This is a genomic window from Brevibacillus ginsengisoli, from assembly GCF_050113715.1.
Taxonomy (GTDB): domain Bacteria; phylum Bacillota; class Bacilli; order Brevibacillales; family Brevibacillaceae; genus Brevibacillus_H; species Brevibacillus_H ginsengisoli.
In genome coordinates this window covers 86,412-102,971 of sequence record NZ_JBNJQR010000012.1, presented here as the reverse complement: position 1 = coordinate 102,971, position 16,560 = coordinate 86,412, and the positions used below count along the sequence as shown (strand labels likewise).

22 protein-coding genes and 1 other annotated feature are annotated in these 16,560 nt (G+C 46.8%); of the genes, 20 read left to right on the top strand and 2 right to left on the bottom strand.

What is annotated here, in order from left to right; translation table 11 throughout:
• The first annotated feature begins 29 nt into the window (after nucleotides 1-29).
• The 5 genes from ACQCN2_RS21585 (at nucleotide 30) to ACQCN2_RS21565 (ending at nucleotide 2,618) form a co-directional block, all read left to right on the top strand.
• Nucleotides 30-341: a YbaB/EbfC family nucleoid-associated protein gene (locus ACQCN2_RS21585; RefSeq protein ID WP_426931029.1), complete on the top strand. Its 312-nt coding sequence runs from the start codon at nucleotides 30-32 to the stop codon at nucleotides 339-341.
• 39 nt (nucleotides 342-380) lie between these two features.
• Entirely contained in the window at nucleotides 381-977 is a 597-nt protein-coding gene (gene recR, locus ACQCN2_RS21580) for a recombination mediator RecR (RefSeq protein ID WP_426931028.1), read from the top strand.
• Nucleotides 978-1,102: 125 nt separating this feature from the next.
• A complete protein-coding gene (locus ACQCN2_RS21575) occupies nucleotides 1,103-2,074 on the top strand; it encodes a CPBP family intramembrane glutamic endopeptidase (RefSeq protein WP_426931027.1) in 972 nt (323 codons plus the stop codon).
• A 35-nt stretch (nucleotides 2,075-2,109) separates the two neighbouring features.
• Nucleotides 2,110-2,340, top strand: coding sequence for a DUF2508 family protein (locus ACQCN2_RS21570; protein WP_426931026.1), 231 nt, complete (start codon nucleotides 2,110-2,112; stop codon nucleotides 2,338-2,340).
• Between the two features lie 11 nt (nucleotides 2,341-2,351).
• Nucleotides 2,352-2,618 (top strand): pro-sigmaK processing inhibitor BofA family protein, encoded by a 267-nt coding sequence (locus ACQCN2_RS21565; protein ID WP_426931025.1) that lies wholly within the window; start codon nucleotides 2,352-2,354, stop codon nucleotides 2,616-2,618.
• A 6-nt stretch (nucleotides 2,619-2,624) separates the two neighbouring features.
• On the opposite strand, the gene ACQCN2_RS21560 is transcribed toward ACQCN2_RS21565, so the two are convergent.
• Entirely contained in the window at nucleotides 2,625-3,155 is a 531-nt protein-coding gene (locus ACQCN2_RS21560) for a hypothetical protein (RefSeq protein WP_426931024.1), read from the bottom strand.
• Nucleotides 3,156-3,335: 180 nt separating this feature from the next.
• On the opposite strand from ACQCN2_RS21560, the gene ACQCN2_RS21555 reads away from it, so the two are divergent.
• The 13 genes from ACQCN2_RS21555 to rsmI all read left to right on the top strand — a co-directional run bounded on the left by ACQCN2_RS21555 (nucleotide 3,336) and on the right by rsmI (nucleotide 12,636).
• Nucleotides 3,336-4,382 carry a hypothetical protein gene (locus ACQCN2_RS21555; protein WP_426931023.1) on the top strand — a complete coding sequence of 349 codons (1,047 nt, stop codon included), beginning with the start codon at nucleotides 3,336-3,338 and terminating at the stop codon, nucleotides 4,380-4,382.
• A 134-nt stretch (nucleotides 4,383-4,516) separates the two neighbouring features.
• The gene (locus ACQCN2_RS21550) at nucleotides 4,517-4,846 is read left to right on the top strand and encodes a hypothetical protein (RefSeq protein ID WP_426931022.1); all 330 of its coding nucleotides are present in this window, start codon (nucleotides 4,517-4,519) and stop codon (nucleotides 4,844-4,846) included.
• Between the two features lie 190 nt (nucleotides 4,847-5,036).
• Nucleotides 5,037-5,219 (top strand): sigma factor G inhibitor Gin, encoded by a 183-nt coding sequence (locus ACQCN2_RS21545; protein WP_426931021.1) that lies wholly within the window; start codon nucleotides 5,037-5,039, stop codon nucleotides 5,217-5,219.
• Nucleotides 5,220-5,409: 190 nt separating this feature from the next.
• Nucleotides 5,410-6,879 (top strand): aminotransferase class I/II-fold pyridoxal phosphate-dependent enzyme, encoded by a 1,470-nt coding sequence (locus tag ACQCN2_RS21540; protein ID WP_426931020.1) that lies wholly within the window; start codon nucleotides 5,410-5,412, stop codon nucleotides 6,877-6,879.
• Between the two features lie 16 nt (nucleotides 6,880-6,895).
• Complete coding sequence (tmk, locus tag ACQCN2_RS21535) at nucleotides 6,896-7,525, top strand: dTMP kinase (RefSeq protein ID WP_426931019.1); 630 nt, start codon at nucleotides 6,896-6,898, stop codon at nucleotides 7,523-7,525.
• Between the two features lie 28 nt (nucleotides 7,526-7,553).
• A complete protein-coding gene (locus tag ACQCN2_RS21530; protein WP_426931018.1) occupies nucleotides 7,554-7,883 on the top strand; it encodes a cyclic-di-AMP receptor in 330 nt (109 codons plus the stop codon).
• Between the two features lie 43 nt (nucleotides 7,884-7,926).
• A complete protein-coding gene (locus tag ACQCN2_RS21525) occupies nucleotides 7,927-8,373 on the top strand; it encodes a YaaR family protein (RefSeq protein ID WP_426931017.1) in 447 nt (148 codons plus the stop codon).
• Between the two features lie 70 nt (nucleotides 8,374-8,443).
• The gene (holB, locus tag ACQCN2_RS21520) at nucleotides 8,444-9,424 is read left to right on the top strand and encodes a DNA polymerase III subunit delta' (RefSeq protein ID WP_426931016.1); all 981 of its coding nucleotides are present in this window, start codon (nucleotides 8,444-8,446) and stop codon (nucleotides 9,422-9,424) included.
• A 3-nt stretch (nucleotides 9,425-9,427) separates the two neighbouring features.
• On the top strand, nucleotides 9,428-10,231 hold the full coding sequence (locus ACQCN2_RS21515) for a PSP1 domain-containing protein (protein ID WP_426931015.1): 804 nt from the start codon (nucleotides 9,428-9,430) through the stop codon (nucleotides 10,229-10,231).
• A gap of 45 nt (nucleotides 10,232-10,276) precedes the next feature.
• Nucleotides 10,277-10,645: a DNA replication initiation control protein YabA gene (yabA, locus tag ACQCN2_RS21510; protein ID WP_426931014.1), complete on the top strand. Its 369-nt coding sequence runs from the start codon at nucleotides 10,277-10,279 to the stop codon at nucleotides 10,643-10,645.
• A gap of 93 nt (nucleotides 10,646-10,738) precedes the next feature.
• Complete coding sequence (locus ACQCN2_RS21505; protein WP_426931013.1) at nucleotides 10,739-11,503, top strand: tRNA1(Val) (adenine(37)-N6)-methyltransferase; 765 nt, start codon at nucleotides 10,739-10,741, stop codon at nucleotides 11,501-11,503.
• Nucleotides 11,457-11,771: a GIY-YIG nuclease family protein gene (locus tag ACQCN2_RS21500; protein ID WP_426931012.1), complete on the top strand. Its 315-nt coding sequence runs from the start codon at nucleotides 11,457-11,459 to the stop codon at nucleotides 11,769-11,771. The genes ACQCN2_RS21505 and ACQCN2_RS21500 overlap by 47 nt, the downstream gene beginning before the upstream one ends.
• Nucleotides 11,764-12,636: a 16S rRNA (cytidine(1402)-2'-O)-methyltransferase gene (gene rsmI, locus ACQCN2_RS21495; protein WP_426931011.1), complete on the top strand. Its 873-nt coding sequence runs from the start codon at nucleotides 11,764-11,766 to the stop codon at nucleotides 12,634-12,636. Before ACQCN2_RS21500 ends, rsmI begins: the two co-directional genes overlap by 8 nt.
• Before the next feature lie 41 nt (nucleotides 12,637-12,677).
• On the opposite strand, the gene ACQCN2_RS21490 is transcribed toward rsmI, so the two are convergent.
• On the bottom strand, nucleotides 12,678-12,941 hold the full coding sequence (locus ACQCN2_RS21490) for an AbrB/MazE/SpoVT family DNA-binding domain-containing protein (RefSeq protein ID WP_426931010.1): 264 nt from the start codon (nucleotides 12,939-12,941) through the stop codon (nucleotides 12,678-12,680).
• A gap of 456 nt (nucleotides 12,942-13,397) precedes the next feature.
• Nucleotides 13,398-13,654: a binding site (T-box leader), on the top strand.
• A gap of 56 nt (nucleotides 13,655-13,710) precedes the next feature.
• Here ACQCN2_RS21490 and metG point away from each other — a divergent pair.
• Both metG and ACQCN2_RS21480 read left to right on the top strand, forming a co-directional pair.
• A complete protein-coding gene (gene metG, locus ACQCN2_RS21485; protein ID WP_426931009.1) occupies nucleotides 13,711-15,756 on the top strand; it encodes a methionine--tRNA ligase in 2,046 nt (681 codons plus the stop codon).
• An 18-nt stretch (nucleotides 15,757-15,774) separates the two neighbouring features.
• Complete coding sequence (locus ACQCN2_RS21480) at nucleotides 15,775-16,542, top strand: TatD family hydrolase (protein ID WP_426931008.1); 768 nt, start codon at nucleotides 15,775-15,777, stop codon at nucleotides 16,540-16,542.
• Nucleotides 16,543-16,560: the final 18 nt, after the last annotated feature.

The following is a 16,560-nucleotide window of genomic DNA, read 5'->3' as shown; positions in this document are numbered from 1 at the left end:
CGCCATTCATTTTCTAGGAGGAATATCATATGAAAAACATGCAACAAATGATGAAACAAGTGAAAAAAATGCAAGAAGATATGCAAAAGGCGCAAGAACAGTTGAAAGACAAAGTGGTTGAGGGAACAGCTGGTGGAGGCGCGGTTATGGTGAAAGCGAACGGCCATAAGCAAATTCTCGACATTACGATCAAAGCAGAAGTAGTCGATCCAGAAGACGTTGAAATGCTGCAAGATCTTGTGTTGACTGCGGTGAATGACGCGCTTCGCAACGCTGATGAATTGGCTGGCAAAGAGATGGGACGATTCACTGGCGGGATGAATATTCCTGGACTATTCTAGTTTGAACAGGATAGATCGCCCCTTAAAGGAGTAGAGATAATGTTCTATCCAGAACCGGTATCCAAGTTAATTGAAGGATTTATGAAGCTGCCAGGCATTGGCCCCAAGACGGCGGGCCGCCTGGCGTTTTTTGTACTGAACATGAAGGAAGACGATGTGCTTGACTTGGCCAAGGCGTTAGTCAATGCCAAGCGTCAGCTCCATTACTGCTCGGTCTGTAACAATATCACGGATCTGGACCCGTGTCATCTCTGCAGAGACAAGCGTCGGGATCAATCGGTGATCTGTGTGGTGCAAGAACCCAAGGATGTTGTAGCGATGGAGAAAACCCGAGAATTTGAAGGGGTATACCATGTCTTGCATGGTGCCATCTCGCCAATGGACGGAATCGGACCAGAAGATATTCGTATTCCTGACTTGTTGAAGCGTTTGGGCGATGAGCAGGTAAAAGAGGTCATTCTCGCAACGAATCCGAATATCGAGGGAGAAGCAACCGCTATGTACCTTTCCCGCTTGATTAAACCATTCGGGATTCGGGTCACTCGAATTGCCCATGGATTGCCAGTCGGCGGCGATTTGGAGTATGCTGATGAAGTAACACTTACCAAGGCACTAGAAGGCCGAAGAGAGTTATAATGAACATAGCGAATGGAAGGCTCGGCAATTGTCGAGTCTTTTTGCATGTCGAGTCTAATAGTGATCATATATAGGGTCATGATTTGATGGGACGAGGCATAGTCTAAGAAGAGGAGAGAGAATCCATGTATGTAGGAACTCAACTTCAACCGTTTACGGCGCCGCCCAATCGGACGAGACGCTGGGCATACCTATTGTTGTTCGGATACACTTTGAACCTGCTGATAGAATTCATGATGCTTCGTTTTACCAAAGGAACAGATGGACATTGGGTTGTTGAAATGGCAACGAAACTAGAGAATGGGATGATTTTCTTAATTCTCGGTGCCGGTGCTTTTAGTTTGATCTGTTCTGTCGGGTTTATCATCAGTTTTCTTCGGGAGCGTCGATTTCACAGAGAAAGAATCAGCCGATGGTCGGTGACGATTGACGATTTCTTGCATGTGATGGCGTGGCTTCAAATCTTTACTACCTTTATGTATGCGGGATATGCGTTCTTCCTTCCCAATCCTATTTTTCCAGAAGGAAGCATCGGCGGAGTTCTGGAATCGGCATCGTTTCAATTGATGATCCTTGTCATAGCGGCCTTCCGGTTTTTTGGCAGATGGGAAGTGATCGGGTTTACGCGACCGAAGAGTATGACCCGAATGCTGTTGGCGATTGTTGGTATTCTCGCCTTTATCATTGTCGGATTGGATTTTTTGCTTACGACTCCGATTGCCGACTGGTTGAATCTATCGTTGCAATCACAGCGGGAAACAGACATTCAGAACAGCATCGTTCAAGCGAAGACCTTTAATTGGATGAATGGTCTCGTCTCCATTGCCGTTGTGGGCATCATGGTGCCGATTGCGGAAGAAATCTTGTTTCGTGGAGTGATTCAGACCTACCTGGTGAAGCGCTTTGGGGCTGTTATTGGTGTGCTCTTAACCAGCTTTTGGTTTGCGTTAATGCACGTCGATATCGCTCTATTTATACCGCTGTTTGTGATCGGGTTAGGATTGGGATTTGTACGCCATCGGTACAACTCGATTTGGGGAGCCATTATTCTCCATAGCCTGAATAATCTGGCGAGTGCGATGCATTATTTTAACTAAAGAAGCCATACAAGTGTTAAGTGGGGGGAAGCGGGATGAAGTGGTTTCGGAGTAACAAAACAAGTGTTGTCATTCGCAATGACTGGAATTCGTTGACCGAAGCGATTGAGCGTGCCCGCCTCAATTGGCAGCACGCCCAACAGATGATGAGCACAGCGGAAGCAAAGCATGTGGACCAAGCCATTTACTATCTACAGCTGACCGAGAAACGTTACATGTTTTTGCTTGATCGAGCTCGTGCCGTATATGCGAAGAAGCATGCTTAGGGGGTAGCAGGATGGGTACCGAATGGATTGTTGCGTTAATCATCATCGGTATATTGCTTATGGTGGCTGCTAGCAAATCAATGACCAAGCCGCTTCGCTGGATAGGGATTTTGGCGATTAACGTTGTGATTGGCGCCATTCTTCTTTTCTTTGCCAATCTCGTCGGGGAGATGGCAGGGTTTCATCTACCGATTAATCCCGTGACGGCCGTTCTCTCTGGGTTCTTGAGGATTCCCGGGTTACTCGCTCTGATTGCCATTAAGCTATACGTTATGTAGGTTCTCTTATGTTTTCTTGTAACCTTCTGTCAGAAGAAAGGCAATGCTTCTGGTTTCGTATTTGATCCGGCAATGTTTCGGTTGTCGAAACGAATGGATTAGCCCTATGATCCGTGGAAGCGCCAAGACCAATCCCCCCGCCAAAAAGTCGATGGCATAGCTTTGCGGGATCCATACGAATAAGGCTGCAGGCACGCATATACTCCCAAGACAAACCGTAGTTTCAGCCGCACGGAAAAATCCAAGTGTAGCAGGATAAGCGGTTCCCGCCCCCCACCACGGACAAAACAACATGTCTGGTGAGAGCCTCGGTCTCGTTGAAACGGAGTATGCATACAAACGAAAGAACATGATATGCAGAATCGGCAGCAACGCCAGAATGGATAAAGAAACGAATAATTCCTCAAAATGAACGGGAAAAACTCGTGTTGATCCGAAGAGTAATCCTCCCAAACAAACCACTTGAAGCAGATAGCCTGCCAGTTTCCACCGAAAACGATATAAGAGTTGATAGTGATAGATGGTCTGTTCTTTCATAGCAGGCCTCCTTTTTTTGTGTGAAAAACGACATAACCGTTTGGTGTTGACTCTATATTACCTCAATTTTTCCTTGGACGTCTCTCTTCTAGCAGTTATGGAACGTGGTCCTCTCGTCAACAATAAACAACGAGAGACGTTTATAGCCAATGGAAGATAAGGATCACAAGGAGAACAGACATGGAGCCAATCTGGACATTACTAGTCGATTCGGAAGAAGGTTCGCTTTCCGATGATCTTCAACATACATGGAATAGACGAGGATTTACAATCACAACAGAGGAACGAGCGGCTACCGCTACTTCGGCCGTTCATGGGCTTCTTGTTTCAAGGGAGTGTAGTATTTCTCAGCTTCTTTCAAGGACGATGAAATGGCTGTCCGTGAATGGGCAGAGCAAGTTCCTCATCCTGTTGGTTGGAGATGAGATTCCCCATGGGATGGCTGAACAACTTCATGCTGCTTCTGGTGCGCATCCGGTTGACGTCGTGCGCCTTTTTCTATTACCGGATCAGGAGCATGCGGTCATTGGAGGCGATCCATCCAGTGATTGGGTGAGCACGCTTCGACGGGCTCTTGCAGATGAGGGGGTAATTTCGCAGATTTGTCAACGAATCGAGGCAGACGAAGCAGCGGTCTGTCTGTCGCTTTATCTTGAATGGAAGCATCATTTCTATATGTTCATAGGCGAACGGTGCGACCAGCTCCAAGCAAGAGCGGATGTAGTTGCCTGGGCACTTGGAATGGATAAACGGATCGGGCAAGGCTGGATTCAGGACAAGCCTTCACTTGACCACGTGAAATCGATACCCGTTCACTCCATCTCCCCGCAAGATTGGATGGTTCGAGAGCTACGCCTCCTGCTTACTCAGATCAATCCTCGGGCAGTCGCCATCTGGTCGGATGAGCGGAGTATTGCATTGATTGCACCCGAGATTGAGCGGCACGCTTCGATTCGCTTATATGTGACAGGGAACAACCATAGAGCAAATCATCCCGGGCAGGGTCGCTTTCTTCGGTTTACAAATCCGCAAGAATCACTAATAGATGCCGATGCTCTGCTGATTTTGGATGTTGATCCACTCATTAAAGAGATGTCACCCCATGTGTTTGTCCAAACCATGCGAAAGCCTGTCATTCTCGACGCCTGCTCCTGCTATCCGCTTCAGGAGATGGAAGCCTTCCACATTGCTTATCGAACCATTGGGCAAAGGACGAGATTTTTTTGAAAAATTCGACCTTTTATCCTGAGAAAAAATGTATAATTTAGTTACGATGGTTTAAATGTAAACGATTTCATCTTTATAAGAGGTGAAGGGATGGTCCCTAAGCGGCCTCGAACCTAATGCAATAGGAGGATTACATGAATCAGAAGAACGCACAGTCTTTGGTGAACGATTATCTGGATTTGTACCTCTATGCCGGAAGTATTGGTGATTGCGAATGGCAGCAGGAAATTATGGCTAGGTTGCATGAGCTTTATAACGGCAAAGACAGTCTTATGGACAACCAAACCTACACCCGGGAAGATCTTTGGCAGATATTTAATGGAATGAATCAAGAAATTCTAACACTCTACAAACAACTGCGAAGCCAGCCTGGCAATCGGTTTTTGCGAGAAAAAGTGTGGGAACTAAAAGCAAAACGTCAATCGTTAACCCGTCAGCTTTCTACTGTGGCGAAAATCCAATAAAACTGCATGCGGAAGGGAATCGTTCGTGGCTAATTTGTGGGCCTGGGTGAGTCCCTTTTTTACTTGGCAGATAGACGGCTCTGCTGGCTCCAGATGCTCATCTGACAGGTGACTTCAGGAACGTTTGGAATGGAACTGCTTATAATGGGGTATAATGTTTGGTATATAGTGGAAAAAGGTGGGGGCTACCATGGAAAAGCCTGTCCAGAATTGTATCGTGTGCAGAGAAGACCACGAAACTGGGATTGTGATCAATGATCAGTTCATCTGCCATTCATGCGAACAAGAGATGGTTAAGACAGACGTCCGTGAAGAGAAATATCTGTTCTTCATTCAACAGATGAAGCAGATCTGGTTAAAGAAAAACGCGTAACGGTGAGTCAAACACGTGTAAAAAAGGCATTTGCTATTTAAAGCAGATGCCTTTTTGCTTTACTCCCTGCGCCCAAGGCTTGGCGAAGCCCAAGTTTTCTACTACTATTTAGATAGAATAGTGACTGAAAAATACGATTTTGTAGGTTTTGTCAATGAATCGGAAACGGGATTGAAAGGATGTGAGTTTCATGTTTACAAGAGATGAGGCCTTCTGGGAGAGGCAGCATCGGGCTCCGCTTTTTGACGCGTTGAGCCAACACGCCAGGAACCGTCCGCATCCTTTTCATGTACCTGGGCATAAAATGGGACACAGCTTTGATCGGGAAGGCAAAGACGCGTATCAATCGATCCTTGCGCTTGATGTAACGGAAATTACGGGAATGGACGACCTTCACCATCCGGAAGGGATTATCGCGGAGGCGCAGAAGCTTGCGGCGGAAGCGTTCGGGGCGGAAGAGACGAGGTTTCTGATCGGCGGCAGCACAGTCGGCAATATCGCCTTAATTTTAACCGTTTGTCGGCCGGGAGATAAGATTATTGTTCAGCGCAATTGCCACAAGTCTGTTTTTAACGCGATCATTCTGGCGCGGGCAGAACCAATTTTTATTGTACCTGCGGTTGATATACCGACAGGGGTAGCGGTTGGGCTGAGAAAAGAAGATGTCGAACGCGCATTGCAAGCTCATCCCGACGTCAAAGCCGTATTTTTAACGAACCCCACCTACTATGGGATGGGAATTGATCTGGCGAAGATGGCAACCATTGTCCATCGATTCGGAATTCCGCTTCTGGTGGACGAGGCGCACGGTGCTCATTATGGTTTTCATCCAAAGGTTCCCGTCTGTGCTATGCAATGCGGAGCGGATGCGGCGGTTCAGTCGACGCACAAGATGGCGACTGCTATGACGATGTCCTCCATGTTGCACATTCAAGGAAACCGGATCGACCGCGAGCGTTTGGCTATGACCCTCGGGATGATTCAATCATCCAGTCCGTCGTATCCATTGATGGCTTCACTTGATCTGGGTCGACGGCATATGGTGGTAGAAGGTGCACGGGAAATGGACCGTGTACTCGCTCGAATGGATTGGCTCCGCGAGAATTTGGCGACACTTCCTTGGTGTAGGGTTTCTGCTTTGGAAGAAGGAAAAGCCTATTCCACACTTGATCCTTTCAAACTACACATCAGCCTGTACACGAACGAATTGACAGGCTATGAGCTGCAAGGCCATTTGGAGGCAGCGGGGATATTTCCTGAGTTGGTAGACAGAAATCATGTATTGCTGGCGGCCTCAACAGGAACTTCTCGAGATGATGTCGAAAGTGTATGGCATGTCATGAGAGAACTTGAATGTACCCCTTTAACAGAAGCAGACACCGTGTTTCAAGCGGGACTTCTTGCTTCCACGTTTGTACGAGAACTAAAGATTCCCATCTATGAAGCAGTTCATCTTGCGAAAAATTCGATACCACTTCTCGAAGCGGAAGGGAGAATTGCTGGTGAAATGGTGATTCCCTATCCTCCTGGTATTCCCTTATTGGTACCTGGTGAACGCATAGATGGTCACGTCATCTCCTTGCTTGCTGAAATGGCAGCCGACAAGGTGCGTTTTCAAGGAGCAAGCGATCCGGGACTTACCACGATTCAGGTTATTTAATCTAGGAGGGAACCAGTTGAACGGCTTATTTATCACCTTTGAAGGGCCAGACGGAGCAGGGAAAACCACGCAGGTACAGAAATTTGCGGAGCAATTAATCCAGCAAGGCTATGATGTCCTGCTGACCAGGGAACCGGGCGGAACGCCAATCAGTGACCAGGTTAGAGAGCTTGTTCTCAGTCCTTCTCATCCAGAAATGCACGATCATACGGAAGTGCTGCTGTATGCGGCTTCCCGGTCTCAACACGTGCATGAAAAAGTAATCCCTGCCCTCAAAAGCGGAAAAATTGTCGTTTGCGACCGCTTCGTAGACGCAAGCATTGCCTATCAAGGGTATGGCTTGGGCATCCCGGTAGAAGAAGTAGAACGGATTAACCGGTTTGCAACAAGCGGTCTTGTACCTAATCGTACGTATATGCTCGATGTGCCAGTAACGGAAGGGAAAGCGCGCCTGTTGGCGAGAAGCGGACTCGATCGGATTGAACAAAAGGGCGAAGCCTACCACGAGCGTGTACGAGAAGGATTTCGTAAACTAGCAGCTCAACATCCCGAGCGCATCCAAGTGATTAATGCTTGTCGGAGCATTGAGACGATCGCTCATGAAATACTGACAGATTTTACAGATTGGCTCTGCCATAACAAGTAACGTAAGCTGAGCAGAAAGGGTGTATGCGATGAAAATGGTGATCGCCGTCGTACAAGACAAGGACAGTGGACGTCTATCTCAAATGCTTGTCAAAAAAGGGTTCCGTGCGACCAAATTGGCGAGTACGGGTAGTTTTTTACGCGCAGGTAATACGACGTTTCTGGTAGGAACGGAAGACCATTTAGTTCCAGATGTGATCGATATCATCCAACACAGTTGCAAATCTCGCAAACAGATGGTTACACCCGTTTCGCCGCTCGGTAGCGCTGTTGATACGTTTATGCCTTATCCACTGGAAGTTCAGGTGGGCGGGGCAGCCGTATTTGTTTTAGATGTAGAGAATTTCCACTCTTTCTAGGAAAAGAGCATAGATACAAACGCGTCGGAGGTGAGCGCTATTGATGAAAATTGGCGAGGGTTTACGACCTAACTTTGATCCATTACGAAATACGGATAATCGTAAAAATATTCCACACGATAAGATTAACTTTGGTGAATTGGTAAGAGGCGAGGGTAATCGATTAACGGAAGATCGTTTAAGCCAATTGCTGAATGATATTGAACGACAAGGGCAAATTCTCGCTCGCTCACGTGCCGTGCGTGATTTTTATCAATACAAGAATTTGGTCAAACGTTTCATGGAAGAGGCGGTCAAGTTCGGAGTCGCGCTGGAAGAGAGACGCGGCACGAATCGACGGGGACGAAGCCGATTGTATAAAATTATCAAGGAAGTAGACAGTCACCTGCTGCAACTGGCAGAAGAACTTTTAGCGGAGGAAGCTCCGACGATTGACCTTCTCGCGAGAATTGGTGAGATTCGCGGGTTATTAATTAACCTTTATTTCTAAGTGAAAAGTGAGCACCCCGCCGAGCATCATGGTGGTGTGCCAGGCGGGTAAAGAGTTAGGTGTGAAAACAATGACGTGGAGTTCATTTACGGAACAGAGACGAGTAGCGGATATTCTTTCAGGCAGTTTGCGGAATAATCGACTGGCTCATGCGTATCTGTTCGTAGGTCCCAGAGGTTGTGGCAAAAAACGAATGGCACTCCAAGTGACCAAGTCGCTTTTTTGCGAGAAGTTAACGCATGATGCCTGCGGCGAGTGTAACAACTGCAGGCGTATAGAAGCTGGTAACCATCCAGACGTGTTCACAATCGCACCAGATGGGGCCAGTGTCAAAATTGATCAAATCCGTTCCTTGCAAAAAGAGATGGCCATGCGCTCGCTAGAATCAAAGCATAAAGTGTATATTCTGGAGCATGTCGATAAAATGACGACACAGGCAGCCAACAGCTTGCTGAAGTTTCTGGAGGAGCCGCCTGCTGGGGTCATCGCCCTTCTGCTCACAGAGAACAGTCACACACTTCTGCCAACCATTCTATCCAGGTGTCAAACCATCTCTTTTGCCCCTTTGTCAGGCGAGTTTATCGCACAACAGCTTGTGAACGAAGGGATTCCGATTGGACTTGCGCAAGCTGCATCCCAAATTACGGTACATTTGGATGGGGCAAGGGAATTAAGCCAATCAGATTGGTTTGCACTGTTTCGAAATATAGTGATACAATTAGTGAAAGAAATTAAGCAACCTGGCTCGCTGGCGTTGTTTACGATACAAGAACTTTTTCTCAAGAATGATCGGGTGAAAGAGGAGCTGCCTCTATTGCTGGATTTGCTCATCCTTTGGCTGCGTGATCTCCTGTATATCCAAGTAGGCCGACAGGCTCGACTTATTAATAGCGACCAGAAGGATGTGCTTGAAGGACAGGCTTATGCTTGGACACAAGCGGAGCTAATGCAAGGAATAGCGCTCGCCATGGAGACGCGAAACCGGATAGAGCGGAATGCCAATGCGCAATTGGCGTTGGAGCGGCTGGTTCTTCAACTCCAGGAGGGATAATGTTTGTACGAGGTAGTTGGTGTCCGATTTAAAAAAGCGGGCAAGATCTATTATTTTGATCCAGACCAATTGCCGGTGGAAAAGGATCGTAGTGTGATCGTGGAAACGGCAAGAGGGATTGAATACGGCAAAGTGGTGATCGGCAAAAAGACCGTAAGTGAGAACGACGTCGTTCTACCTTTGAAAAAAGTAATTCGGGTCGCCGATGAACATGACGCTACACAGGTTGAAGAAAACAAAGCGGCTGCGAAGAACGCTTTTAAGATATGCCATACCAAGATCCAAGAACATCAACTAGACATGAAGCTGGTGGATGTTGAGTATACGTTTGACCGCAACAAGATTATTTTTTACTTCACTGCAGACGGACGCGTAGACTTCCGGGAACTGGTGAAAGATCTGGCTTCTGTGTTCCGCACTCGGATTGAACTGAGACAAATCGGAGTTCGGGATGAAGCGAAGATGCTGGGTGGCATTGGGCCATGTGGGCGAATGCTGTGCTGTTCTACTTTTTTGGGCGATTTTGAACCTGTTTCGATCAAGATGGCGAAGGATCAAAGCCTCTCCCTCAATCCGGCAAAAATTTCCGGTTTGTGTGGACGTTTAATGTGCTGTCTTAAGTACGAAAATGATAACTATGAGGGTGCTAAAGAGGATTTGCCTGACATGGGCGCCAAAGTGGTTACTCCGATGGGACCAGGCAAGATTGTCAATGTGAACATCCTGGAACGCTCCGTTCAAGTTGATCTGTTGGAAGCAGAACGAGTAATGGAATTTAGTCTTGACGAGATATTTAACGAACAATAGTATGGTGTAGACAAGATGGTTTGGTAGCGGAGACGGGGTGGTCAAGTGGATAAACGTGATATCTTCGTGAAGATGGCAAGTATCGAAGAGAGAATTGGCGAATTATATCAAGAAATCGGCGAATTAAAAAATGTAATCGTCGCCTTAATTGAGGAAAATGGTCAATTGATCGTGGAAAATGAACATCTGCGGAATCGACTTGAGCCGAAGAAGCAAGCCTCCCCAACCAAAACAAAAGTGGAGAAGCAATCAACCAAAAAGCCCCAAAAACAAGTGGTTGGTGAAGGATACGACAATCTTGCTCGGTTGTATGCGGAAGGTTTCCACATTTGCAATATTCACTATGGAAGTTTACGAACAGAAGGAGATTGCTTGTTTTGCCTCTCCTTTTTGACGGGAAGTACCCATAAATAAAGGAAGCGACCTGATTCCATCTGGACAGGTCGCTTTTTCCCTACTATCTGGTGCTTGACGATTAAGCAAAGGTAAAGGAGTAGCAGCTTAATAATGGACAAACCACAAGTTCCTCTTTATGAGTCAGAACGTATAGACGATTTACTGACCCACGACTTGAAGATTATCCAGAGTCATGAGGTATTCTGTTTCTCGATGGATGCTGTTTTACTGGGACGGTTTGCTTCTGTTCCAAAGCGCGGGAGAATCATGGATTTCTGCACAGGGAATGGGGCGATCCCGTTGATTATGAGCACCAGAACCCTACACGCCACGATCACTGGAATCGAGATTCAGCCAAGGCTGCAGGATATGGCACAGCGGAACATTGATCTCAATAACTTAAACGAGCGAATTACGATCCATCTAGGAGATGTGAAGGAAGCGGTCAAAGAATTCGGATACGGCCAATTTGACTTAATTACCTGCAATCCTCCGTATATGCCGGCAAGCAGTGGGGAACAGAACGAGAATCAGCATTTGGCGATCGCCAGACATGAGATTCTGCTCAATCTGGAAGATGTGATCCGTGTTGCCAGTCAACTGCTCAAAACAGGTGGCAAGCTTGCCCTGGTACATAGAGCGACCCGGATGATTGATATTATTACACTGATGCGACAATATGGGATAGAACCCAAGCGTATGCGTTTGGTCCATCCACGGAAAGACGCCGAGCCCAATATGATTTTGATCGAAGGGACACGTGGAGGTAAACCTGAATTGCGGATTCAGCCACCGTTAATTGTGTATCAACAAGGAGAAGAATACTGTGATGAATTGTACGAAATCTATTTCGGTAAGCGCGATTCCCTCACATAACAGCCATTTCGTCTACATTCTTCGTTGTTCCGATGATACGCTTTATACCGGTTATACAACCAATTTAGTGAGGCGGCTTCACCAGCATAATGAAGGCAAAGCGGCGAAGTACACTCGGGGGCGTGGACCAGTCGAGATGGTTTATACGGAAGAAGGCGCGGACCGCTCCTGGGGATTAAAGCGAGAGGAAGCGATTAAACGCCTTCCGCGGAAAAAAAAGGAACGTTTAATCGATCATTACGGCGAAAAGAGGGATGGTCTTGAATAGCCAACAAAGCTTTTCAACCCCGCATGATGGCATACTCTATCTGGTGGCCACACCGATCGGGAATCTCGAAGATATAACAGTTCGTTCCCTCAATACACTGCGGGAAGCGGATATTATCGCGTGCGAAGACACGAGACAAACTCGCAAGCTGCTCAATCATTTTCAAATAGAAAAGCGAACTATCAGTTACCACGAACATAATAAGGAAGCAAGCGGACAAGGCATACTCGATCTGTTGGCGGAAGGGAAAAAAATCGCACTGGTCAGTGACGCTGGACTGCCGGCAATCTCCGATCCTGGCGCTGATTTGGCCCGAGACGCTATAGCCGCCGGTTTTCCGGTCATTCCAATACCCGGAGCCAATGCCGCTTTAACAGCGCTGATCGCATCTGGCCTGCCTACGGATCGATTCATCTTCTGCGGTTTTCTTCCGCGTGAGAAAAAGGAACGGCGCAATGAACTGGACAGGCTCCGTCGATATCCGGAAACGCTGATCTTTTACGAGGCTCCCCATCGAATTGATAAAACCATCGAAGCGATGCTTGAGGTGCTGGGTGATCGCCAAGCTGTTCTTGCCCGAGAGCTGACGAAGCGATATGAAGAGTTTACTCGTGGACAGCTTTCCGAGCTCTTGGAGTGGATCAACTCGGGAGAAGTGCGCGGAGAGTTCTGTATGGTGGTAGCTGGCTATGAGGGGGAAGCTTCAGGAGAAGAAGAGGAAATGACTTGGTGGAAGGATCTAAGCCTTGTCGAGCACATTGAACAGTACATCTCCCAAGGACTGCATTCCAAGGAAGCGATCAAGCAAGTTGCTCAAGACCGCGATCTGCCCAAAAGAGATGTCTACAAGGAATATCATACATAGAAAAAAACCCCCGTTCACGTGAGCGGGGGTTTCGACATTTGTTATTCAACAGTAGATTTATCGAGCATGGACATCAATTCTTGTACAGCCTCTTTGCTGATCATTTTGCCTTTGTAGTAAATCAAGTTGTCAGCATTTCCTGTAAAGATGCAAGCTGGCTCGTATTTTTTCAGGATAATGCGCTCTCCGTCTACATAGATCTCCAAAGCGTCTTTTTCAGCGATGCCAAGTGTACGGCGAAGTTCGATAGGAATTACAACACGTCCGAGTTCATCAACTTTTCTTACAATACCAGTAGATTTCATAGTACTTGTCCCCTCTCACATTGTAGGAATTTGCATTTATATTCCTAAACACTTTGTATTTATCGTCAATATTCGACAATTAATTTTGTTTTCATCATACCAGTGATTCCAAAAGGTGTCAATATATCTTTTACAATTTATAGAATATGTGGATTCGTTTATCACTATTTATTTACTTATTTATGATCTGGTTAAAAAACTTACCATAAATAGGACCAGAATGAGGAGTAAACGAAAAGTAATATCCAGAATATCCCGAAAACAGCTGGAAATTGTATAACATAATCATTCGATAAATGCGTCATATTTTGTCGAATAAAATATCACATTCGACAAAATCACCTGTTAATTGATAAACGACGTCCTTTTTGAATGTTGTTCAGCCCTTATCGGAATACCCTTGACAGCAGGTTTACAAAGGAATAACTTAGTACATAATAGAGATTGTTGTTACATAAGCGGACGATGATGGGAAGAGTAAATTCAATGCCAGATTTCAGAGAGCCGGGGAAGGTGGAAACCGGTATTTGCGCGTGAGTTGAAGATGGCCCCGGAGTTCTCGGATGCGAGCCGTTCCTTTTGATTGGTGGAACAGTAAGTGTTCGACGTTATCCTGCGTTAAAGGATTAGTCTATGTTGACTTGCCAAGTCCATTCCTTGCAAAAGGGTGGAAAATTTGGGTGGTACCACGGGTATAAAGACTCGTCCCAATTTCGGGGCTGAGTCTTTTTTTATTTCTTAATAGGACTAATTGTAAGGGGGATTTATAGTGAGTAAAAAAACGTATTACATCACCACACCGATCTATTATCCAAGCAATAAGCTTCATATTGGGAACGCCTACACAACGATTGCCGCAGATGCGATGGCACGGTATAAGCGTTTGCGCGGGTATGATGTTTATTATTTGACAGGAACAGATGAACACGGACAAAAACTCCAAGAGCGCGCCAAGGAAGAAGGTAAACAGCCGCTGGAATTCATCGATCCGGTTGTTGATTGGATTCGTGACTTGTGGGATAAGCTGGACATTACTTATGACGATTTCATCCGTACAACTCAGGATCGCCACAAGGAAGTGGTTCAAAAAATCTTCCAGCGTCTCCTCGATCAAGGCGATATTTATCTCGGAGAATATGAGGGATATTACTGTGTGCCGGACGAGGCGTTTTGGACCGAAACCCAAGCCAAAACGGACAAAGGCTACTTCTGCCCAGATTGCGGACGTCCCGTCAATTTGGTGAAAGAGAAGAATTACTTCTTCCGTATGTCAAACTATCAAGATCGACTGCTTCAATATATCGAGGAACATCCGGATTTCATTCAACCGGAATCTCGCCGCAATGAGATGATTAACAACTTCCTCAAGCCGGGATTGCAAGATTTAAGTGTGTCTCGCAGTACGTTCGACTGGGGAATCAAGGTTCCAAGCGATCCAGAGCACGTTGTCTATGTGTGGATTGACGCCTTGACCAACTATATTTCAGCATTGGGTTATCTCTCGAATGACGACAGCAAATACAAGAATTACTGGCCTGCGGATGTTCACCTCGTTGGAAAAGATATTTTGCGTTTCCACACCATTTATTGGCCAATTCTCTTGATGGCTATCGGTGAACCATTGCCGAAAAAGATCTTCGGTCATGGCTGGTTGTTAATGCCAGACGGCAAAATGTCCAAGTCGAAAGGAAACGTAATCGATCCGAAGTTCCTGATCGACCGATATGGTTCTGATGGCGTGCGTTATTTCTTGCTTCGCGAGATCGCGTTTGGTCAAGATGGCGTGTTTACTCCTGAGAGCTTTGTCCAACGACTCAATTTTGACTTGGCGAATGACCTGGGTAACCTGGTGAGCCGAACTGTGGCGATGGTGGAGAAATACTTTGATGGAGTATTGCCAGCTCCGACACAGCCAGGAGAATTCGACGAAGATTTAATCGCGCTTGCAACCAAGACAGCCTCACTGGCGGAAGAACATTTGGATGAGATGCGCTTCAGCAATGCCTTAACCCATATCTGGGAGCTGATCGGACGCACCAATAAATATATTGACGAAACACAACCATGGGCGTTGGCCAAATCAGAGGAGAACCAAGCGCGTCTTGGAACCGTTATGTATAACCTTGCGGAGAGCATTCGCATCATCTCGATCTTGATTCAGCCGTTCATGACCAAAACCCCTGCGAAGATTTGGGAGCAGCTCGGAATTGCTGATCAAACTGACAGCCAAGCATGGGAATCCGCGTATCAATGGGGTCAGCTGAAAGCTGGAAGCAAGCTCTCTCGCGGAGAAGTTCTCTATCCTCGTCTTGAAGTGGAGAAAGAACTAGAGTTTATTGATGCTTCGACAGCAGAAGCCCGCAGACAAGCGGAAGAGAACAAGAAGAAGCTGGAAGCCCTGAAAGGAGAAAAAAGCGTGTCCGACAACAAAGAAACACCGGTAACTACCGATAATCAAGCTGAGGTGGCGGCAAAACCTGCAGATGCCAAAGACGAAATCTCCATCGACGACTTCGTGAAGGTAGAGCTTCGTGTAGGCCAAGTAACCGCTTGTGAGAAACACCCGAACGCGGATAAATTGCTTATTCTTCAACTCGATATGGGCTATGAACAACGTCAAGTTGTATCCGGTATCGCAAAATACTACCAACCGGAAGAAATGGTCGGCAAAAAAGTAATCGTCGTGGCCAATTTGAAGCCGGTTAAACTTCGCGGGGTTATGTCCCAAGGGATGATTCTGGCTGCATCCCAAGGTGAGGAGCTTACGTTGGCAACGGTTGATCCAAGCATGCCGAACGGAGCCATTGTGAAGTAACGAAAGGGCTGAATTCGCTTGATCATCGATACACATGCACATTTAAACGCACCAGAGTTTGACGAGGATCGGGATGCCGTCATCGCCCGAGCTCGTGAGAACGGGATCTCAACCATTATTAACATTGGCTTTAATCGGGAGACGATCCCTACTTGTCTGGAGCTTGCCGAGAAGTACGAGTTCATTTACGCAGTGGTTGGCTGGCACCCGCAAGATGCCAAGGACATGACCGATGCTGATCTCGAATGGATTGAGGAGCTGACCAAGCATCCCAAGGTTGTCGGGATCGGCGAGATGGGACTTGATTATTACTGGGATACATCGCCTCGAGATGTTCAAGCGGAGGTTTTTCGTAAACAGATCCGCCTTGCCCGTAAATTGAAGTTGCCTATCGTGATTCATAACCGGGATGCCCATCAAGACGTCATCCGTATATTGCGCGAAGAGAAAGCGGAGGAAGTAGGCGGGATCATGCATTGTTTCTCGGGAAGCTGGGAAACTGCACAGATGGCGCTTGATCTGAACTTCTACATCTCATTTGGCGGTCCGGTGACGTTCAAGAATGCCAAACAACCGAAAGAAGTGGCATCAAAGGTACCGCTTGACCGCTTGTTAGTGGAGACCGATTGTCCGTACCTCACTCCGCATCCATTCCGGGGAAAACGTAACGAAACCGGATATGTGCGATACGTGGCAGAGGAGTTGGCAAATCTGCGTGGAGTTACTCTTGAGGAAATGGCGGCAATTACTTCAGAGAATGCCAAGCGTTTGTTTAAACTTCCGTAAACTGCATCTCCCTAAAAT

What these genes read in the sequence shown, in the direction of transcription:
- ACQCN2_RS21585 (WP_426931029.1), top strand. Translation starts at nt 30, where the DNA reads ATGAAAAACATGCAACAAATGATGAAACAAGTGAAAAAAATGCAAGAA.
- recR (WP_426931028.1), top strand. Translation starts at nt 381, where the DNA reads ATGTTCTATCCAGAACCGGTATCCAAGTTAATTGAAGGATTTATGAAG.
- ACQCN2_RS21575 (WP_426931027.1), top strand. Translation starts at nt 1,103, where the DNA reads ATGTATGTAGGAACTCAACTTCAACCGTTTACGGCGCCGCCCAATCGG.
- ACQCN2_RS21570 (WP_426931026.1), top strand. Translation starts at nt 2,110, where the DNA reads ATGAAGTGGTTTCGGAGTAACAAAACAAGTGTTGTCATTCGCAATGAC.
- ACQCN2_RS21565 (WP_426931025.1), top strand. Translation starts at nt 2,352, where the DNA reads ATGGGTACCGAATGGATTGTTGCGTTAATCATCATCGGTATATTGCTT.
- ACQCN2_RS21560 (WP_426931024.1), bottom strand. Translation starts at nt 3,155, where the DNA reads ATGAAAGAACAGACCATCTATCACTATCAACTCTTATATCGTTTTCGG.
- ACQCN2_RS21555 (WP_426931023.1), top strand. Translation starts at nt 3,336, where the DNA reads ATGGAGCCAATCTGGACATTACTAGTCGATTCGGAAGAAGGTTCGCTT.
- ACQCN2_RS21550 (WP_426931022.1), top strand. Translation starts at nt 4,517, where the DNA reads ATGAATCAGAAGAACGCACAGTCTTTGGTGAACGATTATCTGGATTTG.
- ACQCN2_RS21545 (WP_426931021.1), top strand. Translation starts at nt 5,037, where the DNA reads ATGGAAAAGCCTGTCCAGAATTGTATCGTGTGCAGAGAAGACCACGAA.
- ACQCN2_RS21540 (WP_426931020.1), top strand. Translation starts at nt 5,410, where the DNA reads ATGTTTACAAGAGATGAGGCCTTCTGGGAGAGGCAGCATCGGGCTCCG.
- ACQCN2_RS21530 (WP_426931018.1), top strand. Translation starts at nt 7,554, where the DNA reads ATGAAAATGGTGATCGCCGTCGTACAAGACAAGGACAGTGGACGTCTA.
- ACQCN2_RS21525 (WP_426931017.1), top strand. Translation starts at nt 7,927, where the DNA reads ATGAAAATTGGCGAGGGTTTACGACCTAACTTTGATCCATTACGAAAT.
- holB (WP_426931016.1), top strand. Translation starts at nt 8,444, where the DNA reads ATGACGTGGAGTTCATTTACGGAACAGAGACGAGTAGCGGATATTCTT.
- ACQCN2_RS21505 (WP_426931013.1), top strand. Translation starts at nt 10,739, where the DNA reads ATGGACAAACCACAAGTTCCTCTTTATGAGTCAGAACGTATAGACGAT.
- ACQCN2_RS21500 (WP_426931012.1), top strand. Translation starts at nt 11,457, where the DNA reads ATGAATTGTACGAAATCTATTTCGGTAAGCGCGATTCCCTCACATAAC.
- ACQCN2_RS21490 (WP_426931010.1), bottom strand. Translation starts at nt 12,941, where the DNA reads ATGAAATCTACTGGTATTGTAAGAAAAGTTGATGAACTCGGACGTGTT.